Raw genomic sequence first — 14827 nt, forward strand, 5'->3', positions numbered from 1 at the left:
TCAGCGCGAGCGCGAGTGGCCGAAGAGGACCCGGTAGCCGATCAGCAGGACGAGCGCGCCGCCGATGGCCGAGAGCCAGGTGGCGCCGTCGTAGAACTCCGTGCTGATCGGGCGGTCCAGGAAGCGCGCCGAGATCCAGCCGCCCACGAAGGCGCCCGCGACGCCGATCAGGGTCGTGCCGATGATGCCGCCCGGGTCCCTGCCGGGCAGCAGGACCTTGGCGATGACGCCCGCGATGAGGCCGAGGACAATCCAGCTGACGATGCTCATGCCGGGAAGGACGCGCGGGACCGCGTACCGGTTGCCGGACTGGCTAATGTGCGGCACATGACACAACTGCGCCGCTCGCTGGGAGTCTTCGACGCCGTCGTCATCGGGCTCGGTTCGATGGTGGGAGCGGGCGTCTTCGCCGCGCTCGGCCCGGCGGCACGGGCGGCCGGCTCGGGGCTGCTCCCGGCGCTCGCCGTCGCCGCCGTCGTCGCCTACTGCAACGCGACGGCCTCGGCCCGGCTCGCGGCTCTCTATCCGGCCTCCGGCGGCACGTACGTGTACGGCCGAGAACGCCTCGGCGCCTTCTGGGGGTACCTGGCGGGCTGGTCGTTCGTCGTCGGCAAGACGGCCTCGTGCGCGGCGATGGCGCTGACGGCGGGCGTGTACCTGTGGCCGGAGCACCCGCACGCCGTGGCGGTCGCGGCCGTGGTGGCGCTGACGGCGCTCAATTACGGCGGGGTCCACAAGTCGGCGCTCGTGACCCGGCTGATCGTGGCGCTGGTACTCGCCGTCCTGGCGGCGGTGGTGGTCGCCGCCCTGGTCTCCGAGGCGGTGGAACCCGGTCGGCTGACGCCCGGACCGGACGTCACGCCGGGTGGGGTGGCGCAGGCCGCGGGGCTGCTCTTCTTCGCGTTCGCGGGGTACGCGCGGATCACCACGCTCGGCGAGGAGGTGCGGGACCCCGCCCGGACGATTCCGCGGGCGGTTCCGCTGGCCCTGGGCATCACGCTGGTCGTGTACGCGGCGGTGGCGGTGTCCGTGCTGGCCGTGCTGGGGCCGGAGGGGCTGGCGGCGTCCCCCGCCCCGCTGGCGGACGCGGCCCGGACGGCGGGCGCCTCGTGGCTGGTGCCGGTGGTCACGGTGGGCGCGGCGGTCGCGGCCCTGGGGTCCCTGCTGTCGCTGATCCTCGGCGTGTCGCGCACGACGCTGGCGATGGCCCGGGACGGGCACCTGCCGGCGCCGCTCGCGGCCGTGCACCCGCGGTTCCGGGTACCGCACCGGGCCGAACTGGCGGTCGGCGCGGTGGTGGCGGTGGTCGCGGCGACGGTGGACGTGCGGGCCGCGATCGGGTTCTCGTCCTTCGGGGTGCTCGTCTACTACGGCATCGCGAACGCCTCGGCCTGGACGCTGGGCCCGCGGGCGCGTCCGCTCGCCGTCTGCGGGCTGCTGGGCTGCGGGGTGCTGGCCTTCGCCCTGCCGCTGACCTCGGTCCTCGCGGGGCTGGGGGTGCTGGCGGCCGGTGTCGTCGCGCACGCGGCCACCCGGGGGCGGCCCGAGGACCCGCGCGGCTGAGAGCCTGTCGGGTGACCTCTGACCGGGCGGTCACGCCCTGGCGCGCACGGGGCGGGCGGGCCCCGGTCCGTGCGGGATCAGTAGGCCGCGAACTGCTGGTCGGTGCGGACGATCTCCTTGCCGAGCGGGAGCAGCGAGACCGGGATCAGCTTGAAGTTCGCGATGCCCAGCGGGATGCCGATGATCGTGAGGCAGAGGGCGATGCCGGTGGTGATGTGTCCGAGCGCCAGCCACCAGCCGGCGAGGAGCAGCCACAGGACGTTGCCGACGCAGGAGGGGGCTCCCGCGTCGTGGCGGTCCACCACGGTGTAGCCGAAGGGCCAGAGCGCGTAGACGCCGATGCGGAAGGCGGCCAGGCCGAAGGGGATGCCGATGATCGTGATGCAGAGCACGACTCCGGCCAGCAGGTAGGCCAGGAACATCCAGAAGCCGCAGAGGACCAGCCAAATGACATTGAGGACTGTCTTCATGGTCGATGACCTGCCATCTGTTCGAGTCGGGAGATGCGCTCCGCCATCGGCGGATGCGTCGAGAACATCCTGGACAGTCCCTGGCCGGGACGAAAGGGGTTGGCGATCATCATGTGGCTGGCGGTCTCGATCCGGGGCTCGGCCGGCAGCGGAAGCTGCTTCGTGCCCGTCTCGAGCTTGCGCAGGGCGCTGGCGAGGGCGAGCGGGTCTCCGGTGAGCTGGGCGCCCGAGGCGTCCGCCTCGTACTCCCGCGACCGGCTGATGGCGAGCTGGATGACGGAGGCGGCGACCGGACCGAGGATCATGATCAGCAGCATGCCGAGCAGACCGGGACCGTCGTCGTCGCTGGAGCGGCCGACCGGGATCAGCCAGGCGAAGTTGACCAGGAACATGATCACGGAGGCGAGCGCTCCGGCGACCGAGGAGATCAGGATGTCCCGGTTGTAGACGTGGCTCAGTTCATGGCCGATGACCCCGCGCAGTTCTCGCTCGTCGAGGATGCGGAGGATGCCCTCGGTGCAGCAGACGGCGGCGTTGCGGGGGTTGCGGCCGGTGGCGAAGGCGTTCGGTGCCTGGGTGGGCGAGATGTAGAGCCGGGGCATCGGCTGGCGGGCCTGGGTGGAGAGCTCGCGGACCATGCGGTAGAGAGCGGGCGCCTCGAACTCGCTGACCGGGCGGGCGCGCATGGCCCGCAGCGCCAGTTTGTCGCTGTTCCAGTAGGCGTAGGCGTTGGTGCCGAGCGCCACGAGGAGCGCGACGATCAGGCCCGTACGGCCGAAGAAGCTGCCGATGAGGATGATGAGGGCCGACAGCCCTCCGAGGAGTACGGCGGTCCTCAGCCCGTTGTGCCGGCGGTGCACGGTACGCCCTCCCAGTGGTGCGGCGGGGGAACCCTTTGCCTGGTGCTGGTCCACTCGTCCAGTGGACCCTCCCCTACGGGTCAACGCCAGGCGGGAGGCACGGGTTCCCCTGGCCGCACCGGGCGCGAGCGCGCCGCGGTGTGGGCCGTACGGGTGATCAGCGGGGGGTCGGGAGGCCGGCGTTCTCCAGGACGGCGGCGACCGGCTCGACCTCGCTGGTGCAGTGGGCGCACCGGGAGGCGACGGCGGGGATCGAGGAGAAGCAGCGGGGGCAGTCACGCTTCGCCGCCGTGGCCTCGGCCTTCTCCTCCTTGGCGAACCGCGCCTGGATCTTCGCCATCGGGACGACGACGAGGAAGTAGAGCACCGCGGCGGTGATCACGAACGCGATGGCGGCGGCGATCAGCAGACCGTAGGGGAAGACCGTGCCGCGCAGCGTGAAGCTGGCCTCGCTGAAGTCGCCGACCGAGCCGGTGGCCAGACCGATGAGCGGGGTGATGAACGCCTTGCTGAATCCGGTGACGACGGCGGTGAAGGCGGCTCCGACGGCCAGCCCGATGGCCATCGAGATGATGTTGCCGCGGAGGATGAATTCCTTGAAACCGTTCAGCACGGGTGATGCTCCTTGTGCGTTTCCGTGGGGAGGGTCAGAACAGGCCGGTGTTCGCGAAGCGGAGGGCGAGCTGCGGGTAGCCCGACAGCACGACGCCCGCGACGGCGGTCAGCGCGATCGTCAGGGTCACCGGGGCGGGGACGCGCGGGCGGACGGCCGGCGCGCCCTCCGGGGTGTCCTGGGGTCCGCGGAAGAGTACCGCCGTCCAGCGCAGGTAGTAGACCAGGGCGATCACCACGTTGACGCCCATGACCACGGCCAGCCAGCCGAGGCCCGCGTCGACCGCGGACGAGAAGACGGTGACCTTGGCGAAGAGACCGATGACGCCGGGCGGCAGACCGGCCAGGTTGAGCAGGAAGAAGCCCATGGCGAGCGCCACGGCCGGACGGCTCGCGTAGAGGCCGACGTAGTCGGAGATCCGGTTGCGGGGGTGTGTGCGGGAGACCAGCGAGGCCACCGCGAAGGCGCCGAGGTTCACGACGGCGTACATCAGTGCGTAGGCGACGGTCGCGCCGATCTGGTTGTCATCGGAGTACGCGGCGGCGGCGATCGGCACCAGGAGGTAGCCGGCCTGGGCGACGGAGGACCAGGCGAGCAGCCGGACCGCGCTCCACGCGCGGGTGGAGACCTGGCGCAGGGCGGCCACGTTGCCGACGGTCATGGTGAGCGCGGCCAGGACGGCCAGCGCGGGGCCCCATACGTCCGCGTACGAGGGGAAGGCGACGACGGTCACCAGGATGAGGCCGGTGAAGCCGACCGCCTTGCCGACCACGGAGAGGTAGCCCGCCACAGGCAGGGGGGAGCCGACGTAGGTGTCGGGGACCCAGAAGTGGAAGGGGACGGCGGCCGTCTTGAAGGCGAAGCCGACCAGGGTGAGGATCACGCCGGTGCGGGCGAGGGTGTGCAGCGGCCCGGGGACGTCGCCGAGCCGCTGGGCGATCTCGGTGAGGTGGACGGTGCCGGTCGCGGCGTAGACGAAGCTGACGCCGAGCAGCGTCACGGCCGTCGCGGTGACCGAGGAGAGGAAGAACTTCAGCGCGGCCTCGCTGGACATCCGGTCGCCGCGGCGCAGTCCGACGAGGGCGAAGGCGGGCAGCGAGGCCACTTCGAGGGCGACGACGAGGGTCGCCAGGTCGCGGGAGGCGGGCAGCAGCGCGGCTCCCGCGGCCGAGGACAGCAGCAGGAACCAGTACTCCCCCGCGGGCAGCCGCTCCTCGGTGTCGGAAAGCGAGAGCAGCGCGGTGAGGAGGGCGCCGCCGAGTACCAGGAACTGGATGACCAGGGTGAAGTGGTCGGCGGTGTAGCTGCACGCCGCGTCGCCCGCCGCGTCGCGGGCCAGGCCGGCGGTCTCGGCCGCGCCGGGGGTGAGGCAGAACGTCGAGCGGTCGCCGGCGCGCAGCGGGATCAGCAGGGCCAGCGAGGCGACGAGTCCGGCGATCGCCGTCCAGCCCAGGTACCGCTTGCGCGCCGCGGGGAGGAACAGGTCCGCGACGAGGGCGACGAGCGCGGCCACCGCGGTGAGGGTGGGCGGCGCGATCGTGAGCCAGTCGACGGACTGGACGAGGTTCGCGGCTGTCTCGGTCACTGCGTTCCTCCCGCGAGGAGCTTCTGGACGGCCGGGTCGGTGAGGCCGAGGAGGACCGCGGGCCAGAGGCCGGCGAGGACGGTGAGGGCGACGAGCGGGGTCCAGGCGGCGAACTCGTACCCCTGGACGTCGGCGATGGCCGCCTCGCCACCGGGCCGGGGGCCGCCCATGCAGACGCGCCGCACGACCACGAGGAGGTAGGCGGCGGTGAGGAGGGTGCCGAGTCCGCCGATCGCCATGAAGGTGAGGAAGGCGGGGCGGCTGAGCCCCTCGGCCGGGTCGAAGGCGCCGAACAGGGCCAGCATCTCGCCCCAGAATCCGGCGAGGCCGGGCAGTCCGAGGGAGGCGACGGCGGCGAAGGCGAGGAGGCCGCCGAGGCGGGGCGCGCGGCCGTAGAGGGCGGCGCCGGTCGCGCCGGCGAGGGTGTCGAGGTCGGCGGTGCCGTACCGGTCCTTGAGCGCGCCGACCAGGAAGAAGAGCAGGCCGGTGATGAGGCCGTGGGCGATGTTGGCGAAGAGCGCGCCGTTGACGCCGGTGGGCGTCATGGTCGCGATGCCGAGCAGGACGAAGCCCATGTGGCCGACGGAGGAGTAGGCGATCAGGCGCTTGAGGTCGCCGTTGCCGCCGTTCGAGGAGCGGGGCAGGAGGCGGCTCGTCGCGGGGCGGCCGTCGGGTGACGGGAGGGCCAGGGCGAGGCAGGCGAGCGAGCCGTAGACGATGCCGGCGACGGCGAAGGCGGCGAGGTAGGGCGCGAAGACCCGCATGCCGTCGGGGGCGATCGGCAGGACGATCCGGACGAAGCCGTAGGTGCCCATCTTCAGCAGGACGCCGGCGAGGAGGACGGAGCCGACCGTCGGGGCGGCGGTGTGGGCGTCCGGGAGCCAGCTGTGCAGCGGCCACATCGGGGTCTTCACGGCGAGGCCGAGCCCGATCGCGAGAACGGCGACGACCTGCACGGTCAGGGTGAGTCCGCGGCCGTTGCCGGCGGCCAGCGCCACCATGTCGAAGGTGCCCGCCCGCACACCGATGAGAAGCAGGCCGAGCAGCATGACGACCGAGCCGAGCAGGGTGAAGAGGATGAACTTCCAGGCGGCGGGCCGCCTGCCCTCGCCGCCCCAGCGGGCGATGAGGAAGAACATCGGGATGAGGACCGTCTCGAAGGCCAGGAAGAAGAGGACGAGGTCGAGCACGGCGAAGGTCGCGAGCGTGCCGGCCTCGAGGACGAGCAGGAGGGCGACGAAGGCCCTCGGGGACGCGCCCGGCGGCATCTTGAAGTAGCTGTACAGGGCGCAGAGGAAGGTCAGCAGCGCGGTCAGGACCAGCAGGGGGAGCGAGATGCCGTCGACGCCGAGGTGGAGGCGCACGTCGAGTGCCGGGATCCAGGGGACGTCGGTGGTGGCCTGCATGACCGAGGGCCGGTCGTGGTCGAAGCCGAGGGCGAGGACGATCGCGGCGGCCAGGACGGCGCCGGTGACGGTCACGCCGTGCCGGAGGACGGCCTGGTCCGGGGACCTCCCCCGCAGTCCGGGCGGGGCGGGGAGCAGCGCGGCGGCGGCGCCGAGCAGCGGTACGGCCACCACCGACGCGAGGAGGTACTGCATCACGGTTTCGCTGACAGGGATCACGGCTCACGCTCCGGCGGCGACGAGTACGGCGGCGATCGCCAGGACGACGGAGCCGGCGAGCAGGGCGCTGAGGTAGGTCTGCACGTTGCCGGTCTGGGCGCGGCGCGCCAGCCAGCCCAGCCCTTCGGTGCCGGCGGCGGCGCCGCGGACGTAGGTGTCGACGACCTCGCGGTCCAGGAAGCGGACCAGGGCCGCGGCGGCCACGACGGGCCGCACGAACAGCCGTCGGTAGAGGGCGTCCAGGTGGAAGCCGGTGGCCGCGTGGGGGTGCAGCGGGCCGAGCAGCAGGCGGCCCGGGTCGGACGGGTCCGACGCGGGGTGCGGCAGGTGCAGCGCCTCGGCCTCCACCCGGCCGGCGTCCGCGTCGGGATGGGCGACGCGTGCGGGGCCGGCTGCCGGGCCGGGGGCGGCGGTCCGCGCCGTCAGCGTGTGCCAGGTGGCGTAGGTCATCAGCGCGCCGACGAGGGCGAGTCCGGTGCCCAGCACCGCCGTCGTGAGGGTCGGGGTGAGGGGCCGGCCGTCGAACCAGTCGTCGAGGTAGGTGACGGTCAGGCCGAAGCCGAGGGAGGGGATCGCGAGCACCCACAGGACGGTGGTCATGGCGAGCGGCTGGCGGCCGTGGTCGGGCGCGGCGGCGCCCCGGCCGTGGAAGGCGCGCAGCCACAGCCGGGTGGCGTAGGCGGCCGTGAGCAGGGCGGTGAGCAGCCCCGCGAGGAGGACGGTCCAGCCGGCCCCGGCGGGGGCGTCGGCCCGCTCGCCGAGGGCGGTGTGCTCGGCGGCCACGAGGACGGCTTCCTTGGAGAAGAAGCCGGCGAACGGTGGCAGCGCGGCCAGTGCGAGCAGGGCGACGGTCATCGTCCAGTAGGCGTCGGGGACCCGCTTGGTCAGTCCGCTCATCCGGGACATCGCGGCGAGTGAGTTGGTGCCGGCGGCGTGGATGACGGTGCCGGCCGCGAGGAAGAGCAGCGCCTTGAACGCGCCGTGCGCCATCAGGTGGAAGACGGCGGCGCCGCGGTCGCCGACGGCCAGGGCGCCGGCCATGTAGCCGAGCTGGCCGATCGTCGAGTAGGCGAGGACGCGTTTGATGTCGTCCTGGGCGAGCGCGGCGAGGGCCGAGCCGACCATGGTGAGCGCGGCCATCACGGCGAGCACGGTCATGGCCGCCGCGGACTCGGTGAAGACGGGCAGCAGCCGGGCCACGAAGTAGATGCCGGCGGCGACCATCGTGGCGGCGTGGATGAGCGCCGAGACGGGGGTGGGGCCGGCCATCGCGTCCGGGAGCCAGGTGTGCAGCGGGAACTGTGCCGACTTGCCGGCGACGCCGGCGAGGAGCAGCAGGGCGATCGGGGTGGGGTGGTCGACGCCGTCGGCGGCGACGGCGTCGAGGATTCCGCCGATGTCGAAGGTGCCCGCGTCGGCGGCGAGGGCGAACAGGCCGAAGAGGAAGGGGACGTCGCCGAGTTTGGTGACCAGGAACGCCTTGAGGGAGGCGGCGCGGGCCTCGGGGGTCTCCCAGTAGTGGCCGACGAGGAAGTACGAGCAGATCCCCATGACCTCCCAGCCGACCAGGAGCACCATCAGGTCGCCGGAGTAGACGACGAGCAGCATCGCGGAGGTGAAGAGGGAGACGAGCGCGGCGTAGGAGGGGTAGCGCGGGTCGTCGCGCAGGTAGCCGGTGGAGTAGATCTGCACGCAGGTGGCGACGACGCCGACCAGGACGGCGACGAGGGCGGCGAAGCCGTCGACGCGCAGCGCCAGGTCGATGGGGACGGACCCGGTGGGGGTGAGTTCGGTGGCGGCCTCGATCGTCTTGCCGCCGCCCTGCCGGACGGCGACGAGGACGGCGAGGACGGCCGCTGCGGCCGTCGGCAGGACGGCGAGCGGGCGGACGAACCCGGGCGCGGTGCGGCCGAGGAGGAGGCCGGTGACGGAGCCGAGGAACGGGAGGAGGGGGACGAGGACGGCGAGGGTGGTGGTGGTCACGCGGCGGCCTCGGTCTTCTCGTCGTCGGACGCCGCTCGGTGTGTGTCGGCCGGGCCGTCGGTGCCGGTCTCCGCGGTGTCGCGGAGCCGGTCGATGTCCGAGGTGCCGCGGTTGCGGTAGACCATCAGGACGATCGCGAGGCCGATGCCGATCTCCGCGGCGGCGATGGCGATGGTGAACAGGGTGAGCGCCTGGCCGGCGTGCAGGGTGTCGCGGAGCCAGACGTCGAAGGCGACCAGGTTGAGGTTGACCGCGTTGAGCATCAGCTCCACGGACATCAGGACCAGGATCGCGTTGCGGCGGGCGAGGACGCCGTAGAGGCCGACGCAGAAGAGCAGGGCGGCGAGGACGGCGGGGTAGGCGAGGTGCATCAGCGCTGCCCCTCCGGGGTCTCGGGGTCCCTGCGGGAGAGCACGATCGCGCCGACCAGGGCGGCGAGCAGGAGGACGGAGAGCGCCTCGAAGGGCAGCACCCAGTGTCGGAAGAGGAACTCGCCGGTGACGGCGGTGGACCCCTGGGCCGGTCCGTCGAGCTCGATCCAGGTGGTGCGGAACGCGTCGACGACGACCCAGACGAGCGAGGCGGCGGCGGCCAGGGCGACCACGAGGGCGACCGGGCGGTTGCCCGAGTCGGCGTCAGGGGAGCGGCCGATGGGGGCCTTGGTGAGCATGAGGCCGAAGAGGAGGAGGACGACGACGGAGCCGACGTAGATGAGGACCTGCACCCAGGCGATGAACTCGGCTGTCAGGAGCAGGTACTCGACGGCGACGCCGCCGAGCGCGACGACCAGCCACAGGGCGGCGTGGACGAGCTGCCGGGTGGTCACGCTGACGACGGCCGCGCCGAGGGTGACGAGGCCGACGAGGACGAAGGCGATCTCGACGCCGGACGGCGAGAGGAAGGCGGGGGTCTGTGTCGCGAGCGTCACCGCTGTTCCCCCTCCGGGTCGTCGTTCGCGGTCCCGGTCCGGGTCCCGTCGCCGGGGGTTCCGCCGGTGGTTCCGCTCTGCGCCGCCTCGGCCTGGGCCGCTGCCGCTGCCTGGGCGGCGGCGGCCTTCTCGGCGGCCTTGCGCGCCGCGGCGATCTCCTTGGGCTCCTCCGCCCGGGGGTCGAGCGCGGGCGGCTCGGGGACGGTCCACATCCATTCGCGGAGCTTGTCGCGCTCGTGGGTGAGTTCGTGGATGTCGGTCTCCGCGTACTCGAACTCGGGCGACCAGAAGAGCGCGTCGAAGGGACAGACCTCGATGCAGATGCCGCAGTACATGCAGAGCGAGAAGTCGATCGCGAAGCGGTCGAGGACGTTGCGGCTGCGCTCGCGCCCGCCGGGGGCGGCCGCCGGGACCGTCTCCTTGTGGGAGTCGATGTAGATGCACCAGTCGGGGCATTCGCGGGCACAGAGCATGCAGACCGTGCAGTTCTCCTCGAACAGCCCGATCACCCCGCGCGTGCGGGGCGGCAGTGCGGGCTGGGCGTCCGGGTACTGCGCGGTGTGCGCGCGCTTCGTCATCGTGCGGAACGTGACGGCGAGGCCCTTGGCGAGGCCCGAGCCGGGGAAGGAACGGGCCCGGCCGGAGGGTGTCGAGGGGGGACGGTGGTCGGGGGACGCGGTGGGCATTACTGGATCGCCACCTTCACGATGCCGGTGAGCGCGATCTGCGCGAGGGCGAGCGGGACGAGCGTCGTCCAGGCGAGCTTCTGGAGCTGGTCCTCGCGCAGGCGCGGGTAGCTCACGCGGAGCCAGATGACGACGAAGGCGAGGACCGCGGTCTTCAGCAGGGTCCAGACCCAGCCGAGGCCGTCGGCGCCGAACGGTCCGTGCCAGCCGCCGAGGAAGAGGACGGTGGTCAGGCCGCAGAGGACGACGATGCCGGCGTACTCGGCGAGCAGGAAGAGCGCGAACCTCAGGCCGGTGTACTCGGTGTAGGCGCCGAAGATGATCTCCGAGTCGGCGATCGGCATGTCGAACGGGGGACGCTGCAGTTCGGCGAGACCGGCGACGAAGAAGACGAGGGCGCCGACGATCTGCCAGGGCAGCCACCACCACTCGAAGGCGTCGAGGATGCCGGGGAGGGAGACGGTGCCCGCGGCCATCGCGACGGAGGCGGCGGCGAGGAGCATCGGCAGCTCGTAGGCGAGGAGCTGGGCGGCCGTGCGGAGTCCGCCGAGCAGGGAGAACTTGTTGGCGGACGCCCATCCGGCCATGAGGCTGCCGAGGACGCCGATGCCCATGACGGCGAGCACGAAGAAGATGCCCGCGTCGACGGCCTGCCCGACGGCTCCCCCGCCGGGCCCGACCGGGATGGCGACGAGGACGAGGAGGTACGGGAGCAGGGCGACGGCGGGCGCGAGCTGGAAGACGCGGCGGTCGGCGTCGGCCGGCACCACGTCCTCCTTCTGCGCGAACTTCACGCCGTCGGCGACGAGCTGTGCCCAGCCGTGGAAGCCGCCGGCGTACATGGGTCCGAGGCGGCCCTGCATGTGGGCCATGACCTTGTGCTCGGTCTGCCCCACGACGAGGGGGAGGACGAGGAACACGGCGAAGACGACGAGCAGCCGGAGGGCGACGTCGAGTGCGTCGTTCACGCGGGATCGCCTCCGGCGGGGTCGGTGGTGGGTGGGCTCGCGGACGGGTCGTCGGGCGCGGGCCGGGGGTCGGCTTCGGTGTCGGCTTCGGGCGGTGCCTGGGCCGCGGGCCGGGGGGCGGCGTCCGGCTCCGGCGCGGGTGCCGGCGTGCCCTGGGCGTCCTTGTCGTCGAAGGCCGGGCGGGGGTGGTGCCAGGGCGCGTCGGCGCCGCGGGTAAGCGGCGGTGTGGCCGCCGGGGCCGGCTGGTCCACCGCGCCGTCGGCCGCCGGCGCCGCCGCGCGCTGCGTCGCCGACCCCTGGCTCGCGGAGCGCGAACGACGCCCGGGTGCGGGTGCGGCGGCGGAGTCGGACGGGGGTGCGGATTCGGGCCCACCCGCCGTCTGGCTCGCGGAACCCTCGGCCGCGGAGCGGGCGCGGCGGGCCGGCGCGGCGGGGGCGCCCTCCGACGGGGCGGCCGGTGTGCCCGGCCGGCCGGCCGGACCCTCGGCGGCCGTGCGGGCGCGGCGCGGCGGACGGTCGCCGGCCGCGCGGGATGTACGGGCCGGAGCGGGCGGAAGCTGTCCCTTGAGCGGGCCCCACTCGTTCGGGTCCGGGACTCCCGGCGGGAGCATCTGGCGGCGCTTCGGACCGCCGTGTTCGGACTCGCCCGGTTCCTTGGCGCCCGGCCACGCCTTCGCGACGCGTGCCGCGAGCACGAAGTCCTTGCGGAGCGGGTGGCCCTCGAAGTTCTCGGGGAGCAGCAGCGGCACCAGGTGGGGGTGGCCGGTGAAGACGACGCCGAACATCTCGTGCGTCTCGCGCTCGTGCCAGTCCGCGCCCGCGTAGACCGCGACCGCCGTCGGCAGGACCGGGGCGTCGTGCGGGACGGTCGTGCGCAGCAGCATGCGGCGGACGGCCCCCGGTTCCGGCGCCACCACGTGGGCGCAGACGCGGAAGCCCGTGCCCGGCTCGTCGACGGCGCTCAGCCAGTCGAAGAAGGTGCAGCCCAGTGTGGTGCGGGCGGTCTCCAGCGCGGCGGTCCACGCGTCGGCGGGGACGTCGACGGTCAGCAGGTCGTACGCCCGCTCGGCCGTGGCCTCCTCGCCGAAGAGCTCGGTGACCGCGTCCGGGAGGGTGTCGTACGGGTGCGCGTTCCCGGTCACTCGGTGCCTCCGGACGGCTTCGGCGGGGCGACCGGTCCGCTGGTCAGCTGGGCGACGGAGGGCCGCCCCTCCGGCGTCCCGTAGCGCGCGGCCAGCGACTCCCGCGCGATCTTCTCCTGGAGCTTCAGGATTCCCTGGAGCAGCGCCTCCGGGCGCGGCGGGCAGCCCGGCACGTAGACGTCTACCGGAATGATCTGGTCCACGCCCTTGGTGACCGCGTACGAGTCCCAGTACGGGCCGCCGCAGTTCGAGCAGGCCCCGAAGGAGATCACGTACTTCGGCTCGGGCATCTGCTCGTAGAGCCGCTTCACCGCCGGAGCCATCTTGTCGGTCACCGTGCCGGAGACGATCATGAGGTCGGCCTGGCGCGGGCCGGGCGCGAAGGGGATCACGCCGAGCCGGATGAAGTCGTGCCGGGCCATCGACGCGGCGATGAACTCGATCGCGCAGCAGGCGAGGCCGAAGTTGAAGACCCACAGGCTGTAGCGGCGGCCCCAGTTCAGGACCACCTTCATCGGCTCCGGGGCGAGGCGCGCGAGCGGGCCCAGCTTCGGAGCGGGCAGCGGGGTGGGCGGCGGGGTCACGTCCATGTCAGGACGCCCTTCTTGTACGCGTAGAGCAGGCCCACGGCCAGGAAGCCGAGGAAGATGAACATCTCGACGAGCGTCGTCGCGCCGTAGCCCGGCGCGGCGAAGACCGTCGCCCAGGGGAAGAGGAAGATCGAGTCGACCGCGAAGATCACGTAGAGGAAGGCGTACACGTAGTAGCGGACCTGCGTGTGGGCCCAGCCCTCCCCCACCGGGTCGACGCCGCACTCGTACGTCAGCAGTTTCTCCGGCGTCGGGACCACCGGCCGCAGCAGCCGCCCGGCGCCGAAGGCCACGGCGACGAAGAGCAGGCCCAGGACGGCGAGCAGTCCGACGACGGAGTACGTCTGGAAGTAATCCGCCGCGAGTTCCGCGCGTACGGTCGGTTCCGGCACGTCCGCCCCTCGCTCCGTATCGACGATCTGTACGGACGGGAGTCTAGGCCCTGCTAAAGGGAGCGTAAGTAGGCGTGTCATCCATTGAACCCCCGGCCCGCGTCCCCGGTGGGCGGGCCGGGCCGAGGGGGCGGCGAGCGGCGCCCCGTGACCTGCCGCGGTGGGGATATCCCCACCGCGGCTCCCCCACGAACCCCATGGCGTGACGGACCCGCCGCCCGGCAGGCTGGCGTCTCATGAGCGTCGACACCGAAACCGCTGCCCGCGACAGGCCGCCTCCCGTCCGCGTGGCCTACGGCCGGCACACCTGGAAGGAGGTCTCCTTCCTTCTCACGAGTCTCCCGGTCTCCCTCGTCGGCTTCGTCTACACGGTGGTCTCGGTCGTCCTCGGCGTGGGCCTGGCCGTCACCGTGATCGGCCTGCCGCTGCTCGCCCTCGGACTGGCCGGCGCCCGGCTGCTCGGCCGGGGCGAGCGGGCCCGCGCCCGCGCGCTGCTCGGCGCGCGGGTGGACGAGCCGAGCCCGCTGCCCCGGCCGCACGGTTTCCTCCCCTGGCTGTGGGCGTCGCTCAGGGACCCGGTGGCCTGGCGGGCGGTGCTGTACGGCTTCGTCAGGCTCCCCTGGGGCATCCTCACCTTCGTCGTCTCCCTGGTCTCGCTGATCGTGCTGTGGCCGCTGCTGCCGTGGATCGCCCGGGGGCTGGCCAACGCCGACCGGGCCATGGTGCGCGGCCTGCTCTCCCCCTCGGACGAGCTGGAGCGGCGGATCGCGGAACTGGAGACGGACCGCGGTGTCGTCGTCGACACCGCCGCCGCCGATCTGCGCCGCATCGAGCGGGACCTGCACGACGGCGCGCAGGCCCGGCTCGTCGCGCTCGCCATGGGGCTCGGTCTCGCGAAGGAGAAACTGCTCGAAGACCCGGAGGCGGCGGCCATGATGGTCGACGAGGCGCACGGCGAGGTGAAACTGGCGCTGCAGGAGCTGCGCGACCTGGCCCGCGGCATCCACCCGGCGGTGCTCACCGACCGAGGGCTGGACGCCGCGCTGTCCTCGATCGCCGCGCGGTGCACGGTCCCGGTGACGGTCACGGTCGACCTGGACGCACGGCCGGCCGAGGCCATCGAGGGCATCGCCTACTTCACCGTGTCGGAACTGCTGCAGAACGTGTCCAAGCACGCGCGGGCGCGCTCGGCGTCCGTGGACGTGTGGCGCACGGGCGGCCGGCTGATGCTCCAGGTGCGGGACGACGGCCGGGGCGGCGCGCGGCTGGACACCGGGACCGGGATGGCCGGACTCGCCGAACGGCTGGGCGCGGTGGACGGGCTGTTCGTCCTCGACTCGCCGGAGGGCGGACCGACGACGGCGACGGCGGAACTTCCCTGGCGGGCGCGGCCGGCGTCCTGAGCGCTTCGGCCCCGGGCGC

General features: G+C 73.1%; 16 protein-coding genes. 2 read left to right on the forward strand and 14 right to left on the reverse strand.

Going from position 1 to position 14827, the window contains the following annotated elements; translation table 11 throughout:
* Nucleotides 1-270, reverse strand: a complete 270-nt coding sequence (locus OG393_RS12535; RefSeq protein ID WP_327374735.1) for a GlsB/YeaQ/YmgE family stress response membrane protein — start codon at nucleotides 268-270, stop codon at nucleotides 1-3.
* Between the two features lie 57 nt (nucleotides 271-327).
* Between OG393_RS12535 and OG393_RS12540 the strand changes: the two genes are divergently transcribed.
* Nucleotides 328-1563, forward strand: coding sequence for an APC family permease (locus OG393_RS12540; protein ID WP_327374736.1), 1236 nt, complete (start codon nucleotides 328-330; stop codon nucleotides 1561-1563).
* A gap of 77 nt (nucleotides 1564-1640) precedes the next feature.
* Here OG393_RS12540 and OG393_RS12545 read toward each other — a convergent pair whose 3' ends face one another.
* The 13 genes from OG393_RS12545 to OG393_RS12605 form a co-directional block, all read right to left on the reverse strand.
* A complete protein-coding gene (locus OG393_RS12545) occupies nucleotides 1641-2033 on the reverse strand; it encodes a YccF domain-containing protein (RefSeq protein WP_327374737.1) in 393 nt (130 codons plus the stop codon).
* Nucleotides 2030-2893 carry a zinc metalloprotease HtpX gene (gene htpX / locus OG393_RS12550; protein WP_327378403.1) on the reverse strand — a complete coding sequence of 288 codons (864 nt, stop codon included), beginning with the start codon at nucleotides 2891-2893 and terminating at the stop codon, nucleotides 2030-2032. Before htpX ends, OG393_RS12545 begins: the two co-directional genes overlap by 4 nt.
* 157 nt (nucleotides 2894-3050) lie before the next feature.
* Nucleotides 3051-3506, reverse strand: coding sequence for a large conductance mechanosensitive channel protein MscL (gene mscL / locus OG393_RS12555; protein ID WP_327374738.1), 456 nt, complete (start codon nucleotides 3504-3506; stop codon nucleotides 3051-3053).
* A 34-nt stretch (nucleotides 3507-3540) separates the two neighbouring features.
* Nucleotides 3541-5091, reverse strand: a complete 1551-nt coding sequence (locus OG393_RS12560; RefSeq protein ID WP_327374739.1) for an NADH-quinone oxidoreductase subunit N — start codon at nucleotides 5089-5091, stop codon at nucleotides 3541-3543.
* Nucleotides 5088-6692: a complex I subunit 4 family protein gene (locus OG393_RS12565; protein ID WP_327378404.1), complete on the reverse strand. Its 1605-nt coding sequence runs from the start codon at nucleotides 6690-6692 to the stop codon at nucleotides 5088-5090. The genes OG393_RS12560 and OG393_RS12565 overlap by 4 nt, the downstream gene beginning before the upstream one ends.
* Nucleotides 6693-6719: 27 nt before the next feature.
* Nucleotides 6720-8699, reverse strand: coding sequence for an NADH-quinone oxidoreductase subunit 5 family protein (locus OG393_RS12570; RefSeq protein WP_327374740.1), 1980 nt, complete (start codon nucleotides 8697-8699; stop codon nucleotides 6720-6722).
* Nucleotides 8696-9070, reverse strand: coding sequence for an NADH-quinone oxidoreductase subunit NuoK (gene nuoK, locus OG393_RS12575; protein WP_327374741.1), 375 nt, complete (start codon nucleotides 9068-9070; stop codon nucleotides 8696-8698). Before nuoK ends, OG393_RS12570 begins: the two co-directional genes overlap by 4 nt.
* A complete protein-coding gene (locus OG393_RS12580; RefSeq protein WP_327374742.1) occupies nucleotides 9070-9627 on the reverse strand; it encodes an NADH-quinone oxidoreductase subunit J family protein in 558 nt (185 codons plus the stop codon). Before OG393_RS12580 ends, nuoK begins: the two co-directional genes overlap by 1 nt.
* Nucleotides 9624-10313 carry a NuoI/complex I 23 kDa subunit family protein gene (locus OG393_RS12585; RefSeq protein ID WP_442817296.1) on the reverse strand — a complete coding sequence of 230 codons (690 nt, stop codon included), beginning with the start codon at nucleotides 10311-10313 and terminating at the stop codon, nucleotides 9624-9626. The genes OG393_RS12580 and OG393_RS12585 overlap by 4 nt, the downstream gene beginning before the upstream one ends.
* Nucleotides 10313-11281, reverse strand: coding sequence for a complex I subunit 1/NuoH family protein (locus tag OG393_RS12590; protein ID WP_327374743.1), 969 nt, complete (start codon nucleotides 11279-11281; stop codon nucleotides 10313-10315). The genes OG393_RS12585 and OG393_RS12590 overlap by 1 nt, the downstream gene beginning before the upstream one ends.
* Nucleotides 11278-12423 carry an NADH-quinone oxidoreductase subunit C gene (locus OG393_RS12595; RefSeq protein ID WP_327374744.1) on the reverse strand — a complete coding sequence of 382 codons (1146 nt, stop codon included), beginning with the start codon at nucleotides 12421-12423 and terminating at the stop codon, nucleotides 11278-11280. Before OG393_RS12595 ends, OG393_RS12590 begins: the two co-directional genes overlap by 4 nt.
* A complete protein-coding gene (locus OG393_RS12600; RefSeq protein ID WP_327374745.1) occupies nucleotides 12420-13013 on the reverse strand; it encodes an NADH-quinone oxidoreductase subunit B in 594 nt (197 codons plus the stop codon). The genes OG393_RS12595 and OG393_RS12600 overlap by 4 nt, the downstream gene beginning before the upstream one ends.
* Nucleotides 13004-13405, reverse strand: a complete 402-nt coding sequence (locus OG393_RS12605) for an NADH-quinone oxidoreductase subunit A (protein ID WP_442817297.1) — start codon at nucleotides 13403-13405, stop codon at nucleotides 13004-13006. Before OG393_RS12605 ends, OG393_RS12600 begins: the two co-directional genes overlap by 10 nt.
* Before the next feature lie 236 nt (nucleotides 13406-13641).
* Here OG393_RS12605 and OG393_RS12610 point away from each other — a divergent pair, with 236 nt between their 5' ends.
* On the forward strand, nucleotides 13642-14808 hold the full coding sequence (locus OG393_RS12610) for a sensor histidine kinase (RefSeq protein ID WP_327374746.1): 1167 nt from the start codon (nucleotides 13642-13644) through the stop codon (nucleotides 14806-14808).
* Nucleotides 14809-14827: the final 19 nt, after the last annotated feature.

The sequence above is a fragment of the Streptomyces sp. NBC_01216 genome (assembly GCF_035994945.1).
Classification (GTDB): Bacteria; Actinomycetota; Actinomycetes; order Streptomycetales; family Streptomycetaceae; genus Streptomyces.

What these genes read in the sequence shown, in the direction of transcription:
- OG393_RS12535 (WP_327374735.1), bottom strand. Translation starts at nt 270, where the DNA reads ATGAGCATCGTCAGCTGGATTGTCCTCGGCCTCATCGCGGGCGTCATC.
- OG393_RS12540 (WP_327374736.1), top strand. Translation starts at nt 328, where the DNA reads ATGACACAACTGCGCCGCTCGCTGGGAGTCTTCGACGCCGTCGTCATC.
- OG393_RS12545 (WP_327374737.1), bottom strand. Translation starts at nt 2,033, where the DNA reads ATGAAGACAGTCCTCAATGTCATTTGGCTGGTCCTCTGCGGCTTCTGG.
- OG393_RS12565 (WP_327378404.1), bottom strand. Translation starts at nt 6,692, where the DNA reads ATGCAGTACCTCCTCGCGTCGGTGGTGGCCGTACCGCTGCTCGGCGCC.
- nuoK (WP_327374741.1), bottom strand. Translation starts at nt 9,070, where the DNA reads ATGCACCTCGCCTACCCCGCCGTCCTCGCCGCCCTGCTCTTCTGCGTC.
- OG393_RS12585 (WP_442817296.1), bottom strand. Translation starts at nt 10,313, where the DNA reads ATGCCCACCGCGTCCCCCGACCACCGTCCCCCCTCGACACCCTCCGGC.
- OG393_RS12600 (WP_327374745.1), bottom strand. Translation starts at nt 13,013, where the DNA reads ATGGACGTGACCCCGCCGCCCACCCCGCTGCCCGCTCCGAAGCTGGGC.
- OG393_RS12610 (WP_327374746.1), top strand. Translation starts at nt 13,642, where the DNA reads ATGAGCGTCGACACCGAAACCGCTGCCCGCGACAGGCCGCCTCCCGTC.